The sequence below is a fragment of the Streptomyces sp. RPT161 genome (assembly GCF_027533845.1).
Classification (GTDB): domain Bacteria; phylum Actinomycetota; class Actinomycetes; order Streptomycetales; family Streptomycetaceae; genus Streptantibioticus_A; species Streptantibioticus_A silvisoli_A.
Genome location: NZ_JAPZVN010000015.1, coordinates 131,902 through 154,475, shown reverse-complemented (window position 1 = coordinate 154,475; position 22,574 = coordinate 131,902). Strand labels below are relative to the sequence as shown.

Below are 22,574 nucleotides of genomic sequence, written 5' to 3'. Positions count from 1 at the left end.
GGCCCAGATGACACACGTTCTGGACGCGCTGGAGGCCAAGTTCCCCAAAGCCGCAGCCCACTTGGACGCCGCCCAGCATGACCTGCTGGCATTCACCGCCTTCCCGCGCGAGATCTGGCGGCAGATCTGGTCGAACAATCCGCAGGAGCGACTGAACAAGGAGATCCGCCGCCGCACTGACGTGGTCGGCATCTTCCCCGACCGCACCGCCGTGATCCGGCTCGTTGGCGCGGTCCTAGCCGAGCAGAACGACGAGTGGACCGAGGCCCGCCGCTACATGGGCCGGGAACTCCTCGCCAAAGCCTGTCTCCACCCGATCGAGTCAGAAACCGACGACACCGTCCTGCCCACCGAACTCACCGCATAGCCTCAAAACGAGATCGCCGAGTGGCCGTCGATACACCACTCCAGCGGACGTGACCGCAGGTCAAGCCGTGATGCGTGAATCGAAGCCGGTGCTGAGACAGCCCACCTCGGCTGCGCTAGCACCCACAGTGCGGTCTGAGTAGCAGTGCCAGAACCATGTCAGATGGGACGGAAAACCACGGCCAACGATGAACCGGTTGGGATCCCCAGCAGCCCGGAGCCGCAGGCATCCGTGCAGGTCAGAAGGGGCTCTGGCAGACTGGGGAGCCCGTGATTTCCAAGCTCAGAGCGCGAGTTCGATTCTCGTTTCCCGCTACAGGTAACGCCCAAGACAAGTTGATGTAGACCGTCCCGGGGGCGGCGCATGGCCTCCGCGTGCCCTAACTCGGGCCAGGGCTTCGAAGCTATTGGGCGCTTGTTGCCCGCGTTGCCGGTGGCATGGGTCACCATGGACAACGCAACGAGACAATCCGTGGGGGACTGCATGACCACCGAAGAGCCGCGTTCCGGGCTTCCCATCGAATTCCTCCGTACGATCGCCGCAGAGGCGGGCCCGGACTCTCCACCGATTCGCATGGCAGTGGAGAGAACACGGGAGCTGCCGGAAGGACACGCCCGCGACGACCTCCTGCTGTCTCTCCTCCTTGGCGCACTCAGCGGCTCGGCACCGGATTGGATGCTCAAGAACGCAGTGGACAGCGATCTGGGCAAGGGGACCCAGCCGCACCCGGGATCGTCCATGACTCTGGCTGCCGCGGCACTCGCGCACCCCTCGTGCCCGGATGCCTTGCGCGAGGAAGCACTGCGGCGCTGCTCCGTGACACAGCTCGGTGTCCTCGGCCGCGAACGCTGCGGCGAACCCCTGGCCCAGGCGATCGTGGCAGAGCTGAAGCGCCGTGGACCGCACCGGCAGCCCATGACCCCGGAACTTCTGGAGCGGCCCAGCGCCGCGCTGTTGATCCTGCGCGAGCCCGACTTGCATGACGCCGTGTTCTCCGCTGCCCTCGACCTCCTTCCGGAGTTTCCTCGGCTGAACCGCGCTGATGAGTCCGGGGAAGAGGATGTTCTGGCGCGATACGACCGGCATAGGGCGGCGAGAAAAGCCTGGGAGACCATGTGGGAGCACGTCGTGACTCTGCACACCAGTCGCCACCGGCAACTGGTCGAGTGGGCGCAGGATGGCCACACAACGTCCGTCATCCGTAAGCATCTTCTCGGCACCATTCCCTGGGACGTGGAGCCGTCCTTGCTGGAAGAGATTGCCACCGATGACCTGGGCGCGTTCGCTGTCAGCGACTTGATCACACGTCTGTGCCGATTGCTGAGGGACGGAGTGTCCGAGGAGGAGGCACGCGACCGACTAGCTGACGAATTCGAGGTGCTGGAGCCAGGCGTCCGCCAACGCATCGAGGATTTCTTCGATGACTCCATCGACGTCCGGAAGTACGGTCTTCAGGCCGCGGTCTCCTGGGCGGAATCCGCAGCGGACGGCTCCTGGCGCTACATCCTCACCCCGGCCGAGGCGAAGACACGCTACGGCGAGCCGCATACATGGCGCGCCTCGGAAGAGCTTCTCGCCGCGCTCGGCCAACGCTTCGCGGCCACTGCGGTCAATGCCCTGCGCCTATGGGAGCCCGACCCGGACCCCGGCCGCCCAGGCCCCCGAGATCTGCGCTGGATACACGCCATGCTGCTGCACCTTCCGTACGTGACAGAAGAGGTGAAGGAGAAGGCACGCGCCGTGATCCGGCACGTCCATCCGCGCTCCCGCAGCCCATGGGAACACATCGGCTACACCGCGCAGCAGGACGACCGGCGGCTGGCTGAGCTTCGCACAGCCATCGAGGGAATCCTGGGCGATCCCGCCACGGCGTCCCGCGGCTCAGCGCTCGGAGAACCCAGGCAGGTCACTGTAGGAAAGTTGGCCGACGCCTCTGACGAGGTCCTGCACGACTACCTGGCTCGGCATACCGGCGACGACGACCTCATTGAGAAGCTGCTGCTCTCCTTCGCCTCGCGCTCGTACCGGTCGAAACTCTCCTTCACAGACGTCCTGGCACGCCATTCCGCCCCTGAATCGGCGCTGCTCCGAATCACCGCGGACCTTCGGAGGCGTCTGGGCGGCGGCCCCAACTTGAGGGAGGCATGGGCTCGGCAGGTGCTGGCGCTGTCGGATTGTGCGCCGGAACTCATCCTGGCCCTGCCAGCGTGGACAGCCCTCACCGTCGGCGGCGCCCGGTACGGTACCGCGCACAAGATTGTCACCTCAGTCGTGCTGAACGCACTCGGCAACGACGACGAGGCATGGTCCCGTTTTGCCACCAGCCCGGCCTCCTACGCCGGACCGACCGCCTGGTTGCGGCTCGGCGACATCCTCGATGCCGCATCAAAGGGCACAGCGTGGCCGAAACCTCCGAATGCCAAATGAGGTCGCACTCGCGTGAACTTGATCATGCAACATGGCGCCTGGCGAGAGCCCCCACCCCGCTGGTCCACCGCCTGGGAGAAGATCTTTTCCCAGAGTCTCTCCGGGCCCCAGAGCAACCGAGACCAACACTCCTTATCGAGCGCCCGCGTTCGCTCCATCGGCGTGCCGTTGTCCTCCACGGTTCGTTCCACCCTGCGTGGTGCCGAAGCATGTTGAAAATCGATGGCTGCGGGGCTGTGCGTGCAGTCAGAACTGGTCGGTAGTGACCGGATTCCGAGCCAACACGGTCAATCTCATTTCAAAACCGCATGCCGCAACCAGGTTGACGGTGACTGTCGGAGGATGACGTTGCCGTCCTGTGCGACGGAATTACCCACCAGCGGAAGGCTCCATGGCCAAACTTACCGAGGCGCAACGTCAGCAGCGCGCCGCCGCGCGAGCCCGGCGAGAGGCGCTCGAAGCTGAGGAGAGGGACCGGCGGGACACCGAGCGCCGAGAGATGTGGCAGCGCGAAGGGATGTATCTCAGTTGGGAGGAGTACCAAGCTGGGGAGCCGTGCCGGGGCTGCGGGGAGCCCATGCGCGATGATCTCGGGGACTGGCCGCCGCTTCTGCGGCTCACCGAGGAAGAGAAGCGAGAGTACGAGGTTGCAGAGGAACGCTTCCGGGAGCGCCACTCAGACTGCAAAAGCAGCCGTTGGAGCATCAGCGGATCGCGTGTGACGCATTGCTTCGGCTGTTGCCCACCACCTCCGATGGGTCCCCAGCAGATCAAGAAACTCAGCGAACTCTTCGCTTCCTGGCCCTCAGCGGAGGAGCGTAAGAAAGATCAGGATGCCTGGAAGCTGACGCTCACCTGCGACCATGTCGTCCGCTATACCCAGCACCGGGAGAACAGCTACGTTTCGACCTCTGTCGTCGACTGTCCGGAGTGCCCTGGTCGTCGTGGCGTCGTGCACAGTGAGCGCATCGGACCGGCGTACAGCGACGAGGCAATCCTCGCCGACCGTGGGGCGGCTGACCGAGAACGCCTCGCTAAGGAGCTGGCGGCAGCGAAGGCGAAGCTCCAGCGCCAGCAGAAGAACGCCGCTGCCACGCAACGCCGCATCGAGGAGATCGAGAAGCAGTTGAAGCCGGTCCCTGACGCCAGCGAGTAGAGCGGGTATGCGTGAGCACTGCGTGAGCGGACGCCGCAGCACACGCTGGACTGAACGTCACACGCGTGAGATCAACAAGCCTCTGACCAGGCAAGACGGGATTCGACGCCATCACGCGGCACCACCCGTCACGATCTTGCAGGCCCTCGTAATGCGTAGGTCAAGGGTTCGATTCCCTTAGGCGGCTCAGAGAGAAGCCCAGCTCAGACTCTGTCTGGGCTGGGCTCTTTTCCTTTCGTGACGTGCCCTGCCGGTGTCGCGCACCACCCGCGGGCGGTTCGCCGACGTCGCTGGTGGCCGCGCTCGCTGCGCGCGCCACGGCCCTGCGCACTGAGTGCGTCCGGGCTGGGAGCGACCGCTCAGCGGGCGTCCGCATGCGGGCCGCCTTACGCGGTGATCATCGACGCCAGAGGGTCGTCCGGGCCATAGGCGCTCAGGCGAAGGGTGCGGGCTTCGCCACCGGCCAGGGCAGTCGCGTTGGCCAGCAGCAGGTCGAGATCATCCGCGCCGACGTGGAGGAAGCGGCCGGCGAGCGGGTCGAGTTCGCCGGCCGCCAGTCGGACCAGCGCGGTGGTGATGAGGTCCATCGCCGTCCAGTCTGTTCGGCCAGCACACAGTGCCATGCCGAGCGTCATGTCGGTACGAACCATGCCGGGGCTGATGTCGAACACCAGGACCCCGTGCCTTCGCAAAGGTTCCGCGAGCATGCCGGACAGGCCGAGCAGCGCCATCTTCGAGGCGCTGTAAGCGGAGTAGTGCGGCTCGTGCCGCAGGGCGAGGATGGAGTTGATGTTGACCACTCGCCCGCTGGCTCTGGCGATCATTCCCGGCAGCACGGCACGGCAGAGGTTCACGGTGCCGCGCACGTTGGTCTCATAGGTACGCCACCACTGGTCGCCGTCGGCCTCCCAGAGCGGCACCTCGTGCCGGTCGACCGTACCCGCGTTGTTCACCAGCAGATCGACGGGGCCGGCCGTGTCCACCGCGGTGCGCACCTGGGCGGGATCGGTGACATCGGCGCGTAGTTCGACGACGGGCACGCCGAACCGGGCGCAGGCGTGGGCGGTTCTGGCCAGTGGCTCCGGGCGGCGACCCAACAGGGCGACCGACAGGCCGGCTTCGGCCAGCGCGACGGCGATCGCGCTGCCGATGCCGCCGCCCGCACCCGTGATCAGCGCAAGCCCACGCGTCATGCCGCACCAACCGGCTGGACGATGCCCGCGTCGCGGGATTCCCGGAGGATAGCCTCCCGGTCCCGCCAGTGCGCCCAGAACGCTCCGGTGTAGCCGAGCACGGTCAGGCTGGTCAGGAACGGGTTGTCCGCGTAGTTGTTGTCGTGCTCGCTCGATCCGGACACCGTCGGCAGCATCACCCGGTAGTGGTCGGCGGGATCGACGAGGCTCCACAGCAGATCGACTGAGCGGTACCACCGCCCGGTCGGATCGGTGACGGTACCGGCGTCCTCGGTGAGCTCCGGCGAGAAGTAACACACCAGCCTGAAGTCGCCTCGCTCGTCGAACATGAACTGCCGTTCGTACTCGACCGGGCCGTCACACATGGACAGTGGCTTGAGCACGATCGGACCGGTAGCCGTGTTCGACTGCAGGCCCGGCAGGGTCCGTATCCCGGCACACTCCTCAGCCATCGAAATCCCCATCGGTGTGTAGGGGAACAGCCGCAGGCCGAGAGAAAAGGCGGTGACCGTCGCGTCGAGGGCCATGAACGCGTCGACGCATTCGCGGAGGGTCTCCTCGTTTTCGCCGGGCATGCCGAGCAGCGATTCGACCATGGTCAGCATGCCGTTGGCGTGGCACAGCCGGACCAGGTTCTCGGTGTCGGCGAAGGTGTAGTAACTGGTGCCCTTCTCAGTGGTCTTCCAGCCCTGCAGCAGGTCCGAGCGGACGTGGTCGGTGCCGACGTTGACGCCGGCGCAGCCGGCTTCGGCGAGTAGGCCGGCGAGTTCGGCGTCGAACGGCGCCGGCTGGCAGTACACCCACAGCCGGAGTTGGTGCAGCGGGCTGAACCGGCTCGCGTGCTTGCGGCGCACTATCTCGCGCAGCACGTTCTTGCTGTGTCCGATCGCGAGGTTGAACTCGCTGTCGGTGGTGTGCTGGTCGAAGATGCCGTATGCGGCAAGTGACTGCATCTCGTCGACGACGGCGGCCGCGTCACGGCGGGCGAACCGTACGCCCTTGGCGTCTGGTTCGACGCAGTGCGAGCATCGGTAGGCACAGCCGTTCTTGGTGAGGATGCCGGCCATGCCACCCCGCCGGTAGTACTCCAGATTGTCCACCTTGAACGGTGTGCCGGTGCGCCGGATGTAGGTGCCTGCCCGGTCCACCTGCCAGACTCGGGCCTCGTTGTGGCCGGTGTCCGGCAGCGTCTGCGTGCGGGGCCGGGAGGTGAGCGCCAGGGGCGGAACGCGGGTGACACCGCTCGGGGTGCTGCGGATCAGCCCGGCGACCGTGTTCGTCGGACGGCCGGTGACGAGCGCGTCGGCGAGGTCACAGATGATCTCTTCGCCGGGGCCCTTGACGCCGTAGTCGATACCGAAGTAGTCGACAAGGGCGAAGGGCATGGTCGAGAACCCGATGCCGCCGCCGATGATCGGCGCGTCCGTCAACTGCCGTATCGCGGTGATGATCTCCTTGTGCTCGCCGATGAACGGGCGCTGTTCGAACGCGTAGACGGTGTCAGTGTTGCGGACGGTCACGCCGACGAGCGTCGGTGTCCTGGCCGAGAAGTAGCTGTTCAGGTAGGACTGCCAGTCGTCCCGGTGAAAGGTCAGGTCGAGCACCTCCACCGCGAAGCCGGCCCGCTCCAGTGCGGTGGTGAGCACGTCGAGCGCGTACGGCGCGATCGGTGGGTGCACCTTGTTCGGGTTGACCAGCGTGATCAGGCCTCTGCTCATCCGCGCTCCTCGCGCTGCTCGGTCGCGGCGCCCACGATCACCGCCGCGAGTGCCTGTTCCGGTACCCGGCCCGACCGCCCGAGCAACAGGAAGTACCTGCCCAGCTCGTGCAGTTGCCCGATACCCGTCAATCCCCGGTCCCAGCAGGCGGTCTCCAGGTCGGAGCACCGCCAGCGCTGCGTGAAGAACTCCTCCACCAGGTCGGTCCGCACGTGCTCCACCCGGAATTCCGGATGCCGCTGTCGGCGGGCCGCGTTCAACGCTCCCGCGGCGGCGGCGCAGCTTCGCGCCAGCCGTAGCAGCGGCTGGGCCGAAGAGACAAGCTCCGGCAGCGCGTGGCCGGTTCGTACGCCGGGCGCGGTGCGGAAGGACCGGACGAGAGCGGTGAGCGCCAGCTCCCCGCCCGTTCCGGTGGCCAGTTCGTCGTCGGTGAGCCATTCGCGCATACCTGGGCCGGGTTCGTTCCCGGCACCGAGAAGACCTGCCGCCCGCGCCGCGGCGAGTGCGCCCGCCGCGTCACCACCGATCTGCGTGATCGCCGTGTGCCGGTTGATCCGCGGATACGCCGGTAGGAACAGCTGGAGGAAGCCAAGGGCGTGGTAGTCGCTGACCTGCCAGTCGCCGCCCGGTGCGGGAGTGTTCTCCCAACGCCAGTCCGCCAGGTAGACCGTGTTCAGCGTGGCCGGGCGAGCGCCGTGCGACGGGAGGGCGTCCGCCGGCACGGGATTGTCGAGCATCCAGCGCAGGGCGAATTCGGCGTCGAGGAGTTTCACGTCCGCGTTCTGCGGGTGCTCGGCGAGATAGCCGCGGGCCCGGGCAGCGGCATCGGAGAGCGGGGTGGCTTCGGTGATCCGCCACAGTGTCCGCCAACTGCGGCGGGCGAAGGGCAGCTCCGCCGCTCGGGCGAACAACGCGTCGCGTTCCGCGGCGCTGATCGCGACGTCGACGGCGCACTCAAGGCCGTATCGCACCGAGACCAGCGGGTCGGACATCTGGCGGTAGCCGTCCTCGTCGCTCAGATGCGACACCGCGACCTCGTCGTCGGCGGTCACCGTGCCGTCGGCGTACCAGCGGAACACCTGGCCGATGCCGATCATGCCGAACCGGTGCAGCTCGGCCGCCCGCAACGCGCCCATGCTGCTCGTCCCGGCCACCCGGACCCCGGAATGGATCAGGTGAAGGATCTCCTTGTGCCGCACAGCGGGGGCCTGCTGGAAAAGCCCGTCGATGATCAGCACGCTGTCCCCGCCGGACACCGGCAACTGCAGCAGGTCACCGTGCTGTACCGGCGGATGCACCTCGGCCTGCGGCAACAGGTCGGTGATCCGTTCCGGAGTGATGGTCGGCCCGGCGAAAACGTGCACGGTCATGGGAGTTCATCTCCTGATCGGCTGGACCGGTCGGGGGCATTCGTCACCGGCGCCGAACCGGAGACCGGGGGCGACGACGCGTACGACGGCCAGCGGTTCATCCGAAGCGGACAGCCGAACAGCCATCACCGGTTGCCCGGTCCGGCCGCTGACCAACCGGGCGCACCGGGTCAGCTCCTCGTCCACCGTGGCGCACCCGACCGGTTCGACGCGCCGGACCGCCTGCGCCCAGCTGCTGATCCGGTCGGAGGGTGTGCTGGGCTGTTCGGTGTCCCAGCGGTGCGAGCGGTACAGCGCACCGCGTATGTCGTCGCGGGTGCCGTTGATGACCGTGAGTCTGCTCTGCGCAGCCTCGGTGATCGCCCGGGACAACGCGATGGCCGGGTCGGTGTGACAGCCGGAGCCGGAGTAGATGGACGGGTCCTCGGGGGACCACAGGTAGGCGACGTAACAGGGGAAGTGCGGGTCGCGGGTGTTGTCCACCAGCTCCAGCCACGCGCCGGCGCTCTCGATGCGTGCGATCAGCTCGGCGCAGCCAGGGTCGTCGACGGTGGCCGGTGCGATGTGGTCGCGGTGGTCGACCGGGCGGTGGAGCAGGTCGGCGGTGCTGTCCCGCTCGACGAGCTCGAACAAGGCGTGCAGTGCCGCTTCTTCGACGCAGTTGCCGCTGGCGAGACCGTTGCTGGAGACCCGAAGCAGCGGCGGCGACCAGGCCGTCGAGGCCAGCGAGGAGATCGAGACGCAGGATCGCGGCACCCAGGTGGTCAGCCGGTCGCCGACGATTTCGGCCCGTAGCCAGGACAACGGTGTGTGCTCGGTCAGCAGGCTGCGAGCGGCTCGTTGCAGGCCGGTGAATTCGTAGGGCAGCGCCAGTTCGGCCGCGGTGGCGACGATCGGCTCCTCGTCGACGGCGGGCAGGTTCTCCGCGTACCAGAGTTCGATCGCTTCCATGGACGCGGAGACCTTCGCCGCAGTATGGGTCGCGCCCTTGCCCTGGCTGACGCTCAGTGTGCTGGCCAGCGGTCGAACCGCGACCCAGGTCGGGATGCCCAGGATGTCGAGGCCGGTGACGTCGGCGACCCTGCTGATGCCGCACCGGTCGAACAGGCGGGTCGCCAGTCGCCAGGTCTCCTCCGGTTCGCGGGTGCGGTGGGTGCCGGTGAAGAACCGTTTGACGACCTCATGTTGTGCGGCCGTCATCGCGGCGACACCTTGTCGTCGGCCGCCTCCATGGCCTCCTTCTTTTCCCGCACGTTCCGCACATCGCCGGTGTCCTCCGCGCCGTGATCCGACACCTCGGACGAAAGGTCGGGCATGCCGACGGATTCGGCGAGTACCGGCTGGCCGTCGGCGTCGAAGGTGAACCGCTGCGAGCGGAACATGTCGTCCGAGCGCCAGTGCCGCACCACCTCCGCTCGTACCGCGCAGACGGTCATCCCGGACTGCCGTGCGGTGACGAGGTCGTAGGTGTTCGCCACACCCGAGGCGTACTTCATGTCGAACAGCGCGCCGATCTCGGCGAGTTCGGCAGGGTCGATGATCTCCGTCGCGGTTCCGTCCACGATCACCACCTCCTGCGCGCTGCCCAGATGCACGGTCGCCTTCGCGTTACCGCGCAGGTTCTTCGACTTCACGCTGGACCCGACGGTGGAGAACACCACGCCGTCGCGCCACCACACGCCCCAGACGGGAACGGTGTGGGGCCGCCCGTCCGAACGCACGGTGCAGACCCAGTAGTCGGCTGCTTCGGCCAACGCGGTCCGGATCGGCGTCCAGGCTGCTTCGGCGGTCATGAGGTCCTCCTACAGTGGAGCGGTTGATATGTCTCAATCACGTACTCGACGACGTAGTCGTCGGCGGTGGCCAGCGGGTCGGGCAGCGGTTCGGTGAAGGTCAGCGTCTCGCCGTGCACGGCCCCCTCGTGCGGTCTGCCCAGCGGCTGCGCGAGGTCGACGTAGGCCGGTTTGCGCACCGCGGCCCCGGTTCGGGAACGTGCCTGGTGCACGCGGTGGTCGGAGGCCCGGCCGCGCAACACGTCCCACGGGTCGGGCAGTGTGGTTTCGCGCAGGAACGACCGGCGTGGCACACCCGTGCGTTCGGACCAGCGCAGCCAGGTGAGCACGTCGGTCCCCGCAGGCAGCTCCCCGCCGGGCACCTTCCACGTTCGCCGGCACAGCACGAGGTCACCGAGGGTCAGCCGGGGATAGTGGCGTACGCCGCCCTGGTCGGCGGTGGAGTCGACGAGGTCCCACAGTGCGAGCGTGCTGCCCTGCGACGGCCCCAGCCTGCTCAACCAGCGGAACAGCGGCGGCGCGATGCTCGGCAGGGTCGCGTTGTGCGGTACCGGAAGCAGCGTCCGGCCGGGGAAGACGGTGCTTCCGGCGACCAGCCTGCCATGCTCGACGCGCACCGTGACGGTGGAGAGGTCGACCCGCGCGGCGGGTTCACATTCCAGGGCGCTGCCCGGGTAGGCCAGCGCGATCGGCAACAGCAGGGGGTGCTCGTTCGCGGTCGCACCGAACCGGGCCGCGATGTCCGCGGGCACGACGCCCGGCGGCACGGTCCTCGCGACTTCCGCGCGCAACCGGGCGAGGTCGGCTTCGGCGAGAGTGCCGGCGACCCTGGCCGGGAAGCGGCCGAAGCCGACGCTGACTCCGTTCAGCACGAGTTGGTCATCGGCCCACTGCACCGGCCATGCCGTGTTCGTCCACGGAGCCACCTCGGCGGGCAGGGCGTCGGCGAGTTCGCTCAGCCAACCGCCGTCACAGGCGACGGTGTGCAGACCGGGTGCTTCGGCGGCGAGCTTGGCCAGCCCGTCGGCCAGTTCGCCGCGCAGGCGGAGCACTTCGGCCAGCACCGGTTCGACGGACTCCGCGATCAGTTCGTCCGCCGCCTGCCGACCGGTCTCCACGAACCAGCGGAACGCCGTCAGCAACGGCACCGCGGCGTCACCGAACCGGGCTCGGAAGCAGACCGCGGCAGCGAGTTGGAAGGGCAGCTCGGCGCCGAGCAGTGGCGCGATCCGCTGAACCCGGCCGAGGTCGGCGAGCATCCGCGCGGTCGGCAACGGACCGTCGGCCGCCGCAACGGCAACGAGGTCCTCGGTGACCAGTAACCGGTCGTCGCCCTCGTCTCGCTGCCCGCAGGCCTCGGCGAGTCGGCGAATGCCGGCGCGGGCCAGGTCGGCCCGCTCTCGTGCGCGCGACGCGGACGACGGCTCGGACGGGGGCGAGGACTCGATCGTGTGCAGGGCGCGCAACGCGTCATGGACCGCCCGCGCACTCTCGTCGCCGGTGCCGACCGCCTCGGCGGCGACCGCGAGCGTGTTGCGGCCCCACCCGGGCAGGTACGGGCCGGCCTCGATCAGCCCGTTGCGGATCAACTGGCGCAGGGCCTGCGGAACGGCCCCGGAGGGGCACAGGTCGGCAAGTCGCGCCGGAGTACGTAGCCGGGCCAGCAGCGCGGCCAGCTGCTCGGTGCAACGCGCGCTGCGCAGACCTTCGCCCGCCAGCCAGCTCACCCGGCCATCGGCGACAGTCGCGCTGGGATTCGTGGTCAGCAGCACCCGCCCGGTCGGCACTACGGTCAGCCCCGATGTGCGAACCCAGTCACGCACCCAGTCCACCGCGCGCCGATCGACCCGTACGTGACTGCTCGGCGGACGATGCGTGGCTCCGGGCAGCAGCACGGTGGAGTCGGTGAACCGGGCGAAGGGGCTGGGCTTGGTCGCGGCTCGCTGTACCAACCGCAGCAGGGTCAGCGCACGTCGCCGGGCACGCGCCGACACGCTGCCCGGATCGTCGGCCCGCACGGCCGACACCAGGCCGGGTACCGACATCTCCACCGACGCGGCGAAACCGGGATCGGCCAGCGCCGCACGCAGGGTCTCCTGCGTCGACGCGGCCAGTTCGTCGGTGTACCGGCCAAGCGCCTCGGCGCATCGGTCGCGGTCGGCGATGGCCAACTGGTAGGCCCGGGCACCCTCGACCGGTGGTACGGCGGTGAGCGGGCGGACGTTGAACGCGTCACGCCTGGCGCGCAGCAGCTGCCGTCGCTGGTCCTGGTCCGCCAGCGGAACCAACGGGGCGATGCGGTCCGCTATCGCGCCGCCGATGAGCCGGCAGCGTTCTGTGACGTCCGCCAGTTCCTTCGCCGTGCGCCATACCTCGTCGCTGCCCAGGCCGCGCAGGACGTCGACGGCGACGCGGCAGCGCCGCCGGACCAGCACCGGACTGAGTTGGGTCTCCTCGGGCTCGGTCAATCGCGCCACGTCGCCTTCAGAGGCAGGCCGTCCAGCCCACGGTGCAGGAAGTGCGGGGTCCACTGCGGATCTCCCGCGAGGGCCAGCGCCGACCAGCGCCGCGCCGCGGCGGAGAGCACCGCGGTGCCCTCCAGCCTGGCCAGGTGCGCACCGAGGCAGACGTGCCGACCCTCGCCGAAGCTCACCCCGGCGAGCTGGCCGGGGGAGCGGCCGGTGGCCAGCAGTTCGTGGTTGGCCGCGCCGAGCATGATCTGGACCGGATCGCCTTTGGCGATCAACTCGCCCTCGACCAGCACGTCTTCCAGTGCCACGCGTGCGGTGAAGGTCAGCGGCGACTCGCCGAGCAGCACCTGGTCGACCACGTCCCCGGCGGCCGCGCGGTCCTCGGCGAGCCGAGCCAGCAGGCCGTCCTGGGTAGCCAGCTTCAGCAGTAGCGCACTGAGCATGTTTCGCGAGGTGTCATGGCCGGCGAGGTACAGGCTGAACACAGTGGCGACGGTCTCGACCCTGCTCAGCAGGCTGCCGTCGGCCGTTGCCGCCAGCACCGAGCCCGCCGACAGCCGCTCCGGCGCGGCCAGCCAGTCACCGACGAGTTCGGTGAGTTCATCGAGCGCGGTGATCGCGGTGTCCACCGCGGCCTGTTCGGCCGCACCGGTACTGAGCCCGCCGCCGGTGCTGATCGCCCGGCAGAGCCGCGAAACCCGCGGGCGGTCCTCGGGTGGTACGCCGACCAGGTCGCCGACCACCGCCACCGGCAGCCGGGAACTGACGGCGGCGACCCCGTCGAACTCCCTTGCCGGACCGATGTCGTCGAGCAGGCCGTGCACGGCCGACGTGATCCGGTTCTCGCGTGCCCGGATCGCCCGTGGTGTGAACGCCGGGGACAGGATCCTGCGCAACCGGTCGTGGTGGGCGCCCTCGGCTTCCAGGAGCAGGCTGCGCACGAACTCACCGTGCTTGCTGCCCTCACCCCAGTTGGCGTCGGCACCCGGGCCCGGCATCCGGAACCTGGTGTCACGCAGCACCATCCGGGCCGCGGCGTAGCCGACGACCAGCCACGTCCGTCCTGGCTCGCTCCACTGCACCGGCCCGCGTTTGCGCAACTTCTCATACAGCGCGGCCGGGTTGCGCAGCAGCGTCGCGGTCACCCTTTCCCGTGCCGCCGCGTCGGTGCTCACAGCAGCACCTTCCCGCGCTCGTTGTACGCGGCGGCCTCACCAGCCGTGATCACTACGCGTTGCGGTACAACGGGTTGCGGCAGTGCGCCGCAGGCCTCGCGGACGCGGTGCTCGGTGGTCTCACCGATGACCGTCACGACGATCCGGTCGACAGGGCCGCCGCGATCGACCGAGACAGCGGCGTCGAGTACCCCGGGCAGGGCGCGCACCGCCGCGGCGACCGCGGTGGGATACACGCTGACGCCGTCCACCTTGATCAGGTCGTCGCTGCGGCCGTCGAGGAAGTACCCGGTGCCCGCCGCGTCGAGGTGGGCGAGGTCGCCGGTACTGACTGCGCCGTCGGCGTCCCGCAGCAGACTGCCGTCACTGGCAGCGAACCGGGTGTCCGGGCCCTTCGTCCACAGGGTGCCCACGCCGTCCGCTCCGACATCGGCCAGCCACACCGGTTTGCCCGGTAGCGGACTGCCGATGTGCCCGTCCTCACGCACCTCGCGACCCACGGTCAGCAGGCCGGTCTCGGTGGAGCCGAGCATGGTCAGGAAGGAGCAGCCGGTGAACCCGGCGCTGATCCGTTCGGCTCGCGCCGCGGTCAGTCCGCCGCCCGCGGGCACGAGCGACAAACCGCGGTAGTCGCCACTGGAAGCGGCGCGTCCGCCGAGCGCGGCCAGCACCGGCGCGGCGAGGCAGACTCCCTTTCGGCCGTCGAGTTCGCGCACCGCCACGTCCCAGCGGTGGGGCGCGAACAGCACCAGATCGCGAGCGCGCAGGATGGCTGGGACGACGGTCATGTAGAAGGCGGCGGCGAAGTCGAGCGCCGAGCAGGCCGCGAAGACCTCGGCGTCGGCGTATTCGGGCATCCCGTCGGCGTACAGCCGTACCGCGTCGGGCAGCGCGGCCGGATCGCCGAACAGCAGCCTTGGCTGGCCCGTCGTACCGGAGGTCGCGGTGGCGTAACTGACGCCGGGTACGGAACCCGGTGGCGAGCAGGACGCCCCGGCCTGCCACAGCGCTTCACCGACCGCTTCGCCCGTGCTCCACCGTCCTGGATCGCCGAGCACCCAGCTAGGTGCCGGATCGGCGAGGCCGACCGCGAGCAGGCCGATCACCGAGCGCACCGAGCCGTCCGACGGAACCACCCAGCCGTACGGGGAGGTTGGCAGGTCAGCGGCCAACGCACCGGCCTGCGCCACCAGTTCCGCCCAGCTGTAGCGGCCGTGCTCGGTGACCAGTCCGGTTCGCGCGGTCGTCAGCGTGTCGACGGCGGCGCTCAGCCATGGTCGAGAATCGCCCATGTCACCCACTCCCGAATGGTTTGCGGTGGATCGGTCAGGTCGGGCCGCTGGTGACCTCGCTCTTGCAGCACCGTCGCGGCCACCACGCGCTCGACGGAACTCAGCGGCCGGTCGAGGTCGTGCTCGGCAAGGGCTTCGGTGAGCGCTTCGGTGAGTGCGTCGGTGGGCGAGGCGGCGGGTGCGGTCCAGCCCACCAGCAGTCTGCGCGGCATGTCGAAGCGGATGTGCCGCACCCGTTCGACCTCTGGATCGGCGAGCGCGCAGCCGGGCACGATCCGGTGCAGCGCACCGAACAGTTCCTGTGCCTGATGCCGCGCCAGCCGGGCGCCGAGACAGCGGTAGGCGCCCCAGCCGAAGGACAGCACCGCCCGCCCGGCGACGGCGATCTCCCCGTCCTCCGGCCGGGTGTCGAGCCGGTTGGCATCGGCGATCCGGACCGAGATCACCTGGCCCGCCTCGAACCGGAACCCGTCCAGGTCGATCGGCTCGCGGACCATCCGTTCCAGGGTCTTCAGAGGGGGCTCGGCGCGCAGCGCCTCGTCGATCAGAGCGTCGCGCAGCTCTCCACCGGCCAGGGCACCGGGCGTGGTGAGCAGCCGGGCGGCCGCGTTCCCGAGCATGCCGGCCACGGTCTCCAGGGAGGCCTGGATGAGCATGACCGTGTTGGCCTCGAAGTCCACATCGGCCAGATCGCCGATCTCCCCGCTGTTCCACACGCCGAGAACCGTCCCGTCGGGCGCGTCGGCCCGGGCTGTCGCGATCGCCTCGCGAATGGCCACGAGCGCCGCGTGCCCGTCCCTTACCGCCTGGGCCGGATCGGTCACCCTGGACGCGTAGGCGACAAGGGCGAGCCGCTGGCTGAGCTTGTGCAATCGGCTGAACTCGGCCGGTCGCAGTCCGAGCAGGTGAGCGCCGACGTCGATGGCGTAGCGGAAGGCGACCTCCGTCATGAACTCGCAGCCGCCCTTACCGGCCAGGCCGGTGATGATCCGCTCGGCGATCTGCCGCATCGTCGGCACCAGCGCGGCAACGGCGTCCGCTGTGAAGAAGCGACCGAAGGCCTTGCGCAGTGCGGCATGTCGCTGTGGCGCGGCCTGCAGCATGATCCGTTCGGCGAACTGGGCCAGTTCGGCGGCGAGCGGGCGCACCTCGACGGGCAGACGAGCGGTCAGGACCGCCATCACCGGCGCGGACTCCACGACGCCGAGCCGGTCGTCGCCCAGCAGCCGGACGGCGACGGACCGGTCGGTGACCGTCCAGCCGAGGCCGCCTGGCAGTGCGCTCACACCCGGCGGGGGCGCTTCAAGGAAATGGGTGGGGCTCATGGCAGACCTCCCTCATCGATGCCCGCGCCGGGTCGATCCCGTTGCGCAGCCGGAAAGCCCGGACCGTCGGGGCACTGGGCAATCTGCGGTGCAGATGGCCGAAGGTCATGGGTGCGGTGCCGGGCACGACCGCCTTGACGCAGCGCAAGCCGAGCCTGTGCAGCTCGACGGTGGTGTGGTCGGCGACGATCACCTCGCGGCCCGCGCGCTCACCGAACGTCAGCATGGCTGCCAGATCGGCCGCGATGTCCCCCTGCGGGGAGAGCAGGCCGGGAACAGGCGACTCGACTGTCGACATCGGCCCGTTCGGCTGCTCAAGTAGGAAGGCGAACCTCTCGCGGGCCCGTGGCAGCGCGGCGACCAGCGCGTGGTCGGTCATGTGACGGACCCGTTCCGGCTGCTCGAATGCTCTGATCAGCTCGTCCTGAGGGCGAGCCCGGTAGTTGACCGAGATGGCCGGTGCGGCGGCGGCCATCTCCTGTACCGCGCCCAGCAGCGCCGAGGAGACGGTGAGCGCGCAGCCTGCGGTGCTCAGCGTCGCGGGCTCGGCCGGATCGTCCGACGTGGACACCAAGATGACCACCGGCACGCCGAACTCACCGACCGCGCGGAAGGCCCGGATCTCCCGGCCGGTGTGATGACGCAGCATGCGCAGCGCGGCGGCCACCCGCTCGTCGACCGGATCGGTGAGATCGAGTTCGGGCAGCGGCGTGCGGGAGTACCACATGCAAAGGAACGCGTCCCGTTCGGCGATCTCCAGCAAGCTGGCGAGCAGTGCCTCCTCGACGCCCGAGCCGAGTGCGCAGCCGTTGGAGTTCTCGTACACGAAGGCGGGACCGGTGTCGGTGCGCTGGGTCGCGCCGTAGTAGGCGATGTGGAAGGGCAGGAGCGTTTCCCGCCCGGTGTGTACCGAGTACGCGCGTGCCCAGCCCGTTGGTATCTGCGGCGTGAACTCGGTGTACTCGAAACCGGCGGTGCGATAGGCATCGTCCTCGTGCAGGCCGAGGTCCCGGGGGTCGACGGCGTTGTCGAGATCGGCGAAGGCGGCCATCCGCACCGGGTCGCGGCCGCCGCAGTGCCAGCCGGCGTACCGTTCCAGCCCTTCCAGCACCGCGCTGGTGCGGGCGGTCGCGTAGTCGTCCGCCCGGCCGATGGCGATCTCGGCGAACCCCCACGCGGTCGGCACGTCCGCCTGTACCGAGGGCAGTGCGGCATTGCCGGCCAGCGCGGGTGCGGTTGCCAGCCCGGACCAGGGATCCAGGTACTCGTCCTCCAGCCGCTCGCTGAACCACGTCGCCTTGAACCGGCGCGTCTGCCCGACACCCAACGCGGGGATCGGCCGGTGCAGTTCCGGCAGCGGTGGTGGGATCGGGGTGCTCGCCGCCACGCAGTGCGCCGACCGGCACAGCGTGTGGGGAAGCACCGGATGCCAGTCACCGTCAGTCCCGCCGACATCCACCACGTAGGCTGCGCCGCTGCTGCGCGGCCGTTCGCCGGCGGCCAGCCGGTCGAGTTCGTCGGCCAGCACCGCGGCCAGCAGGTTCGGTGCGGCCGGTGGCCACCAGTACTCGCCTGCTCGCCCCGCCAGCGGGCGCAGTTCGGCGTCGGCCCGCGCCCCGGGCGGCCGGTCGATAGCGCGCACCCGCAACGCGAGGCAGCGGGGGCATCCCATGACGCCGGGCTCGGTGATCGGGCCGAGCACCAGCCTGCCCCGCACGCCGTGGATCGGCAGGATCGGGACGTCGGCCGCCGGGAGATCCGCGAGGTCGGCGTCCCAGCCCAGGTCGACCAGGACGCCGAGCCGGTCCGCAGGCAGGTGGTCCGCGTCGTCGGTCACCGTCGCGCCCGCACCGGCGGCGCGGCGCAGCAGGCGCAGCACGTAGGCGTCCGGCACCATCACCGCCGTCACAGCGACACTCCGACCAGGTGCCCTGACACCAGCGGCGGCAGGCCGACCGGTCGCACGGTGCGCCCGAGCGCCGAGCGGATCCGGTCCATGTCCGCCGCGGCCGGGCGTCGGGGCTTGGCAGCCGGGATCGGAGCATCTGTCTCGCCGGGCAGCTGCGCGGCACCGAGCGCGGCCAGCAGGGCTCGCTGCTGCGCGTGCTCGGCGTCGAGCCCCGTCAGCGGTCGCCGCCCGGCGACCGCCGCGCGCCACAGACCGCAGGTGTGCGTCTCCAGAACGACTGGCGGCAGGTCCCCGGCGAGGTCGGCCAACCGGGCTCTGTCCTGGGCACCCGAACCGGGCTCGGCCGGCGTCCAGCCGTCGTCGAGATGTGCGTCGGCCCACCGCAGCAACGCTCGCCCCAGTGCCTCGCCCTGGTCGGTGCCGACGTCGAGCTGCTCGCCGGTGCTCCCGGCGACGGCGTCCCGCACGGCCAACAGCACGGCTTCGTGGCGGGCGTCAGCCATCGTCTCGGCCACGATGAGCGGACCGTCACCGTGTGCCACCGGCGCGTCCCGGCCCGCCGGATTGGTCTCCAGCCGGACGACTGCCAAGGGCAGTTGCCGGTACTGCCCGGGCGAGCAGCTCACCAGTGGTCCGAAGCAACGCGCGCCGAACACCACATCCGGGTAGCGGCCCTCGCGGGCAACCGGAGCGGGGTCGTCGGCATGTACGTCCGCGGCCGGGCAACCCGGGTCCGGGTCGACCGCCGTCCGCCAGATACTCAGCCGCGTCAGGTCGACGACAACACCCTCGGCGAGCCGATCGACCTCGCGCGTCGCGACGTGCTGGAGCAGTTCCTGGCCGAGTACGGCGGCGGCGAGGGCGACCTGGGTGTGGCCGAGCCCGTCGGATGCCGGCAACGCGACGGAGGAGTGCACCAGCCTGCGCCACGCGCAGCGCAGGCAGGCGGTACCCGAGCCGGGCAACTGCCCCTTCAGCAGCATCGCCTGGCCTCGCACGACCCCGAGCCATGCGCCGACCCCGGCGCTGGCGGAACGATCGGCAAGGGCGAACGCCTCGTCGGTTTCGTCGGCGCCGAAGACGCCCACCACTATTCGGCCGTCCAGATCGGACGAGGCGCTCAGCCGCAGCGGCCTTCCACGCTCCGCGTACTCCTCGGCCAGTTCGCGCAGCTCCGCGTCAGGTTCCCCGTCGACGACGGCGATGTCGGCGAAGCCGGTCTCGGCCAGCGCGGCGGCGAGCACGGTGGCCCGTCGGGTGTCACCGACCACGGCGACGGGGGCGCTGCGGACCCGTCGCAGCGCGGCCTGCGCGTCCGGGGTCATGTGCCGCAGGAATTCCATCTGCTGGGGGAAAGCCTCAGCCAACCCCGGATCCTCGGTATCCGGCTCACGGCGGAGCACCTGCCGGGCCTCCAGCGCGCCGATCAACTTGCGGACGTAGCCGACCTGTTCGGGGCGCAGCGACGCGTAGAGCTGTTCGGGCCGCACGCCCGCGTCCAGGAGCGGAGCCAACTGCTGCACCCAGGTGGCGGCGTTCGGGCCGCGCAGGGTGAACGAGCCGGCGGTGGTGCGGATCCAGATGCCGTCCGGCACCGGCATGTAATACGCGTCGGCGCGAAGCCGCAGCAGTGTCTCGGTCATGTCCTGCCCCCAGTCACACCGGTCGCCGGGTTCATTCCGCTCTCCAGGTAGAGCCCGCGCCGGTACCGCCCGACCCCGATCACCAGCAGGGAGGTGAGGCCGCGCCGGGCGAGGCCGAGCGGCTCGTCGAGGTCCTTGCTGACGAATCCGAGTACCGGGTGCGCGGAGTAGCCGTCGCGGCTCGCGGCGACGGCCAGCCGTTGCGCCAGCAGCCCCGCGAGCAGGTGCTGCCCCCGGTAGGCGACCGGGCCGTTGACCCCGTGCTGCGGGTCGGCCGCACCGACCAGTACCGCGATCAGCGGTACCTGGCGGAAGTTCATGTAGGAGCCGAACAGGCTCGCCTGCACTACTTCGCTGAACGTACCGGTGGCCAGCTCGGCAAGCTCCCCGTGCGGTAGCGGTAGATAGGCGCCCGGTGCCGCGCCGGTGACCGCGCGTGCCAGCAGCAGACACCGCGGATGGGCGATGCCGCTGCCCGCGCCGGGGACGTCGCAGTCCAGCGGTGCGGCCACCTGCGCCATCCAGCGGGCGACCTCGTGGGGGCCGACCGGTTCGCCGCGGAACTGCTCGCCCAGCGCGGTACGCGCGAGCGCGTCGGCGACCGTGACCGGCTCGTCGACGACGCTCGGCAGCGTGGCCTGTGGGCTGACCGGCAGCTCGTCGACGGGGATCGCCGGAAGATCCAGCGGCGCACCCGGCCGACTGGCAAGCAGGCAGGCCGCGTGCATTCGGCGCGCACCCGCCGCCGGATCCACCTGCCTGCCTCCCCTCCAGCGCAGCACGCCGACCGCCTTCGACGCCCTTTCCACCGGTGCCGCGTCCGTGTCTTCCGCACCCGAGCCGATGTCCACCACCACGGGCGCGGCCTCGTCCGCGCAGTCGAGACCGAGCTGAGCGAGCACGAGTTGTTCGTCGACGCCGAACGACACCCGGCAGCCACGTCCCCACTGCCGCGCCACCAGCGCGAACTGGCCGACTACGGCGCCGGTGTCCATCGCGGCCAGCCGGTAGGAGAAGTCGCCGTACTTGAAGTGGTTCTTCCACAGCGGCACGGTCAGCACGATGCGTACCCCGCCGTCGGACCGCCCGATGCCCAGCGGTGGCCGGCCCGTCGCCAGTGGCACCAGCGCATGCCGGGTCGCGTCGTAGTGGTAAACGCCGGCCGCAAGCCCGGCGTCGCCGGTGCCGACGGTGACGTAGCACTCGGCGGGAAAGGTCACTCCTCCTGAGGGGACCGCGCGCCGCAACTGGTAGTGCGGGTCGCGATGCACCGGTGTCGGCTCTTCGGGACTGCTCTTGGCGATGCCCTCCGGGTACCAGCGCACCCCGGTCAGTCCGTACCCGGCGTGCAGCAGTGCTCCGAGCCAGGCCAGCAGGCCACGAGCGGCGACCGTGTCCGCCGCGGTCGCGTCACCGCGGACCAGCTGACGGGGCAGCGGGGGCAGGTCGATCCTGGGCAGGCCGTCGTACCAGCGGAACGGGCTCGGCACGTTCCGCCAGTCGATCTGCCAGTTCGCCGGATAGATCTCCGCGAAGGTGCCACGCAACCGGCGGACGAAAGCGTCGACACCGTCCGTGTCCAGTGGTGCGGGGCCGGACACCGCCGCGCTGGCGGGGTGTGTCGTGGTCATCCGGCGACCTCGGCCTCCGGCCGCACTGAGCGGATCAGCTCGGCCGCGTCGAGATCGAACTCCTCTTCGAAGGATCGCGCCACCAGGTAGAACAGCGTGTAACGGTCGGCCAGCTGGAAGCCGAGCCGGAACAGGTGCCAGTTGACGTAGGCCTGCGCCAGCCGGGAGGCCAGGAACCGGCGGTCCTCGCGGATCATGCCTTGGTAGTACTGGTTGTCGGCGATGGCCCGGTGGATGCCGGCGACCGGCGGCTCGGGCAGGTCGGCCAGCCACGGAACCTTCGGCCGGCGGTACAGCCCGTCCGGTGAGGCGGTGAGCTTGGCGACCTCGTTGCTCTTCGGCGTCGCGTAGAGGAAGAACCGGCCTTCGTCGAAGCCCTGTTGGATAGCAGGCAGGTAGCTGCGAAGCGTCGTGACCCACCGCGCGGCCAGCGGCGGCAGGTCGGCGAGGTCGCCGTCCGGGTCGTGCATGCCCTCGACCAGGCCGCGCAGCCGCGGCCGGAGCTTGTCCCGGTTCGCCTCGTAACGTTGCGCGTGCCGGGCCCTGGTGCCCTCCGGGTCCCGGATGAGCAGCATGTAGCCCTCGAAGGTGGCGAGGTAGGACAGGTAGCCGGCCTTGAAGCCGTGCTTGCCGATGCTGGGTGGCAGCCTGCTGGCGAGCAGTGCACCACTGCACACCAGGAGATCGAAGGTCAGCGCCATCCGCAGGGCCCGGTCGCCTCGCGTTGCGCGAAGTGCTTCCAGTGCGAGGGGAGTGGTCTCGGACCAGAACGACTCCGCGAGCCCGACCCCGGCCGGGCCGCCGAGCCAGTCGTGTTCCCGGTTGTAGGGCCGGTATTCGAACAGGTTCTCCCGCACGGCCGGACCGACACTCTCGCTGATCCGGGCGGACAGCCGCCGTGCCACGGACGGGCTGTCGGTGTCGAAGCGCAGCCGCAGGTACGGCCTGCCGTCGAAACTCTCCCGAAGGTAGAACCAGCTCCGGCTCTCGCCGATCTCGACCGAATGGTCGAGGGTCGGCGCCGCGACGTCGAGCAGGACCTCCTCCTGCACCGACCACGGCACGTTGACGGTGAGATCTCCATGGCTGCCGGTCGACATCGCG

Annotated in this window: 16 protein-coding genes; 3 read left to right on the top strand and 13 right to left on the bottom strand. The window is 69.9% G+C overall.

Translation table 11 applies throughout. The features are described from left to right. From O5O46_RS25595 to O5O46_RS25585, 3 genes are all read left to right on the top strand, one after another. The coding region (locus O5O46_RS25595) for a transposase (protein ID WP_269857922.1) at window positions 1-367 on the top strand (367 nt) is incomplete at its 5' end. Window positions 368-850: 483 nt separating this feature from the next. Further along, window positions 851-2,794, top strand: a complete 1,944-nt coding sequence (locus tag O5O46_RS25590; protein ID WP_269857921.1) for a hypothetical protein — start codon at window positions 851-853, stop codon at window positions 2,792-2,794. 391 nt (window positions 2,795-3,185) lie between these two features. Continuing rightward, window positions 3,186-3,950 (top strand): hypothetical protein, encoded by a 765-nt coding sequence (locus O5O46_RS25585; RefSeq protein WP_269857920.1) that lies wholly within the window; start codon window positions 3,186-3,188, stop codon window positions 3,948-3,950. Window positions 3,951-4,336: 386 nt separating this feature from the next. On the opposite strand, the gene O5O46_RS25580 is transcribed toward O5O46_RS25585, so the two are convergent. Genes O5O46_RS25580 through O5O46_RS25520 form a run of 13 tightly spaced genes read right to left on the bottom strand, consistent with a single transcriptional unit; the run spans window position 4,337 to window position 22,570 of the window. Next, complete coding sequence (locus O5O46_RS25580) at window positions 4,337-5,143, bottom strand: SDR family oxidoreductase (RefSeq protein WP_269857919.1); 807 nt, start codon at window positions 5,141-5,143, stop codon at window positions 4,337-4,339. Continuing rightward, window positions 5,140-6,861, bottom strand: a complete 1,722-nt coding sequence (gene tsrT / locus O5O46_RS25575) for a tryptophan 2-C-methyltransferase (RefSeq protein ID WP_269857918.1) — start codon at window positions 6,859-6,861, stop codon at window positions 5,140-5,142. The genes O5O46_RS25580 and tsrT overlap by 4 nt, the downstream gene beginning before the upstream one ends. Then, on the bottom strand, window positions 6,858-8,231 hold the full coding sequence (locus O5O46_RS25570; protein ID WP_269857917.1) for a TfuA-like protein: 1,374 nt from the start codon (window positions 8,229-8,231) through the stop codon (window positions 6,858-6,860). The genes tsrT and O5O46_RS25570 overlap by 4 nt, the downstream gene beginning before the upstream one ends. A gap of 6 nt (window positions 8,232-8,237) precedes the next feature. Next, window positions 8,238-9,431, bottom strand: a complete 1,194-nt coding sequence (locus O5O46_RS25565; RefSeq protein ID WP_269857916.1) for a YcaO-like family protein — start codon at window positions 9,429-9,431, stop codon at window positions 8,238-8,240. Beyond that, complete coding sequence (locus O5O46_RS25560) at window positions 9,428-10,024, bottom strand: pyridoxamine 5'-phosphate oxidase family protein (RefSeq protein ID WP_269857915.1); 597 nt, start codon at window positions 10,022-10,024, stop codon at window positions 9,428-9,430. Before O5O46_RS25560 ends, O5O46_RS25565 begins: the two co-directional genes overlap by 4 nt. After that, complete coding sequence (locus O5O46_RS25555) at window positions 10,021-12,501, bottom strand: lantibiotic dehydratase (RefSeq protein ID WP_269857914.1); 2,481 nt, start codon at window positions 12,499-12,501, stop codon at window positions 10,021-10,023. The genes O5O46_RS25560 and O5O46_RS25555 overlap by 4 nt, the downstream gene beginning before the upstream one ends. After that, window positions 12,489-13,670 carry a hypothetical protein gene (locus tag O5O46_RS25550; protein ID WP_269857913.1) on the bottom strand — a complete coding sequence of 394 codons (1,182 nt, stop codon included), beginning with the start codon at window positions 13,668-13,670 and terminating at the stop codon, window positions 12,489-12,491. The genes O5O46_RS25555 and O5O46_RS25550 overlap by 13 nt, the downstream gene beginning before the upstream one ends. After that, a complete protein-coding gene (locus O5O46_RS25545) occupies window positions 13,667-14,962 on the bottom strand; it encodes an AMP-binding protein (RefSeq protein WP_269857912.1) in 1,296 nt (431 codons plus the stop codon). Before O5O46_RS25545 ends, O5O46_RS25550 begins: the two co-directional genes overlap by 4 nt. After that, a complete protein-coding gene (locus O5O46_RS25540; RefSeq protein ID WP_269857911.1) occupies window positions 14,938-16,287 on the bottom strand; it encodes a cytochrome P450 in 1,350 nt (449 codons plus the stop codon). Before O5O46_RS25540 ends, O5O46_RS25545 begins: the two co-directional genes overlap by 25 nt. After that, entirely contained in the window at window positions 16,265-18,196 is a 1,932-nt protein-coding gene (locus O5O46_RS25535; protein ID WP_269857910.1) for a TOMM precursor leader peptide-binding protein, read from the bottom strand. Before O5O46_RS25535 ends, O5O46_RS25540 begins: the two co-directional genes overlap by 23 nt. Beyond that, complete coding sequence (locus O5O46_RS25530; protein ID WP_269857909.1) at window positions 18,193-19,839, bottom strand: hypothetical protein; 1,647 nt, start codon at window positions 19,837-19,839, stop codon at window positions 18,193-18,195. Before O5O46_RS25530 ends, O5O46_RS25535 begins: the two co-directional genes overlap by 4 nt. After that, the gene (locus O5O46_RS25525) at window positions 19,836-21,470 is read right to left on the bottom strand and encodes a hypothetical protein (protein WP_269857908.1); all 1,635 of its coding nucleotides are present in this window, start codon (window positions 21,468-21,470) and stop codon (window positions 19,836-19,838) included. Before O5O46_RS25525 ends, O5O46_RS25530 begins: the two co-directional genes overlap by 4 nt. Further along, window positions 21,467-22,570, bottom strand: coding sequence for a lantibiotic dehydratase C-terminal domain-containing protein (locus O5O46_RS25520; RefSeq protein ID WP_269857907.1), 1,104 nt, complete (start codon window positions 22,568-22,570; stop codon window positions 21,467-21,469). Before O5O46_RS25520 ends, O5O46_RS25525 begins: the two co-directional genes overlap by 4 nt. Window positions 22,571-22,574 lie beyond the last annotated feature (4 nt).

Excerpts from the sequence above, each read along its gene's own strand:
- O5O46_RS25590 (WP_269857921.1), top strand. The coding sequence starts at position 851 with ATGACCACCGAAGAGCCGCGTTCCGGGCTTCCCATCGAATTCCTCCGT.
- O5O46_RS25585 (WP_269857920.1), top strand. The coding sequence starts at position 3,186 with ATGGCCAAACTTACCGAGGCGCAACGTCAGCAGCGCGCCGCCGCGCGA.
- O5O46_RS25580 (WP_269857919.1), bottom strand. The coding sequence starts at position 5,143 with ATGACGCGTGGGCTTGCGCTGATCACGGGTGCGGGCGGCGGCATCGGC.
- tsrT (WP_269857918.1), bottom strand. The coding sequence starts at position 6,861 with ATGAGCAGAGGCCTGATCACGCTGGTCAACCCGAACAAGGTGCACCCA.
- O5O46_RS25570 (WP_269857917.1), bottom strand. The coding sequence starts at position 8,231 with ATGACCGTGCACGTTTTCGCCGGGCCGACCATCACTCCGGAACGGATC.
- O5O46_RS25565 (WP_269857916.1), bottom strand. The coding sequence starts at position 9,431 with ATGACGGCCGCACAACATGAGGTCGTCAAACGGTTCTTCACCGGCACC.
- O5O46_RS25560 (WP_269857915.1), bottom strand. The coding sequence starts at position 10,024 with ATGACCGCCGAAGCAGCCTGGACGCCGATCCGGACCGCGTTGGCCGAA.
- O5O46_RS25545 (WP_269857912.1), bottom strand. The coding sequence starts at position 14,962 with ATGGGCGATTCTCGACCATGGCTGAGCGCCGCCGTCGACACGCTGACG.
- O5O46_RS25540 (WP_269857911.1), bottom strand. The coding sequence starts at position 16,287 with ATGAGCCCCACCCATTTCCTTGAAGCGCCCCCGCCGGGTGTGAGCGCA.
- O5O46_RS25530 (WP_269857909.1), bottom strand. The coding sequence starts at position 19,839 with ATGACCGAGACACTGCTGCGGCTTCGCGCCGACGCGTATTACATGCCG.
- O5O46_RS25525 (WP_269857908.1), bottom strand. The coding sequence starts at position 21,470 with ATGACCACGACACACCCCGCCAGCGCGGCGGTGTCCGGCCCCGCACCA.
- O5O46_RS25520 (WP_269857907.1), bottom strand. The coding sequence starts at position 22,570 with ATGTCGACCGGCAGCCATGGAGATCTCACCGTCAACGTGCCGTGGTCG.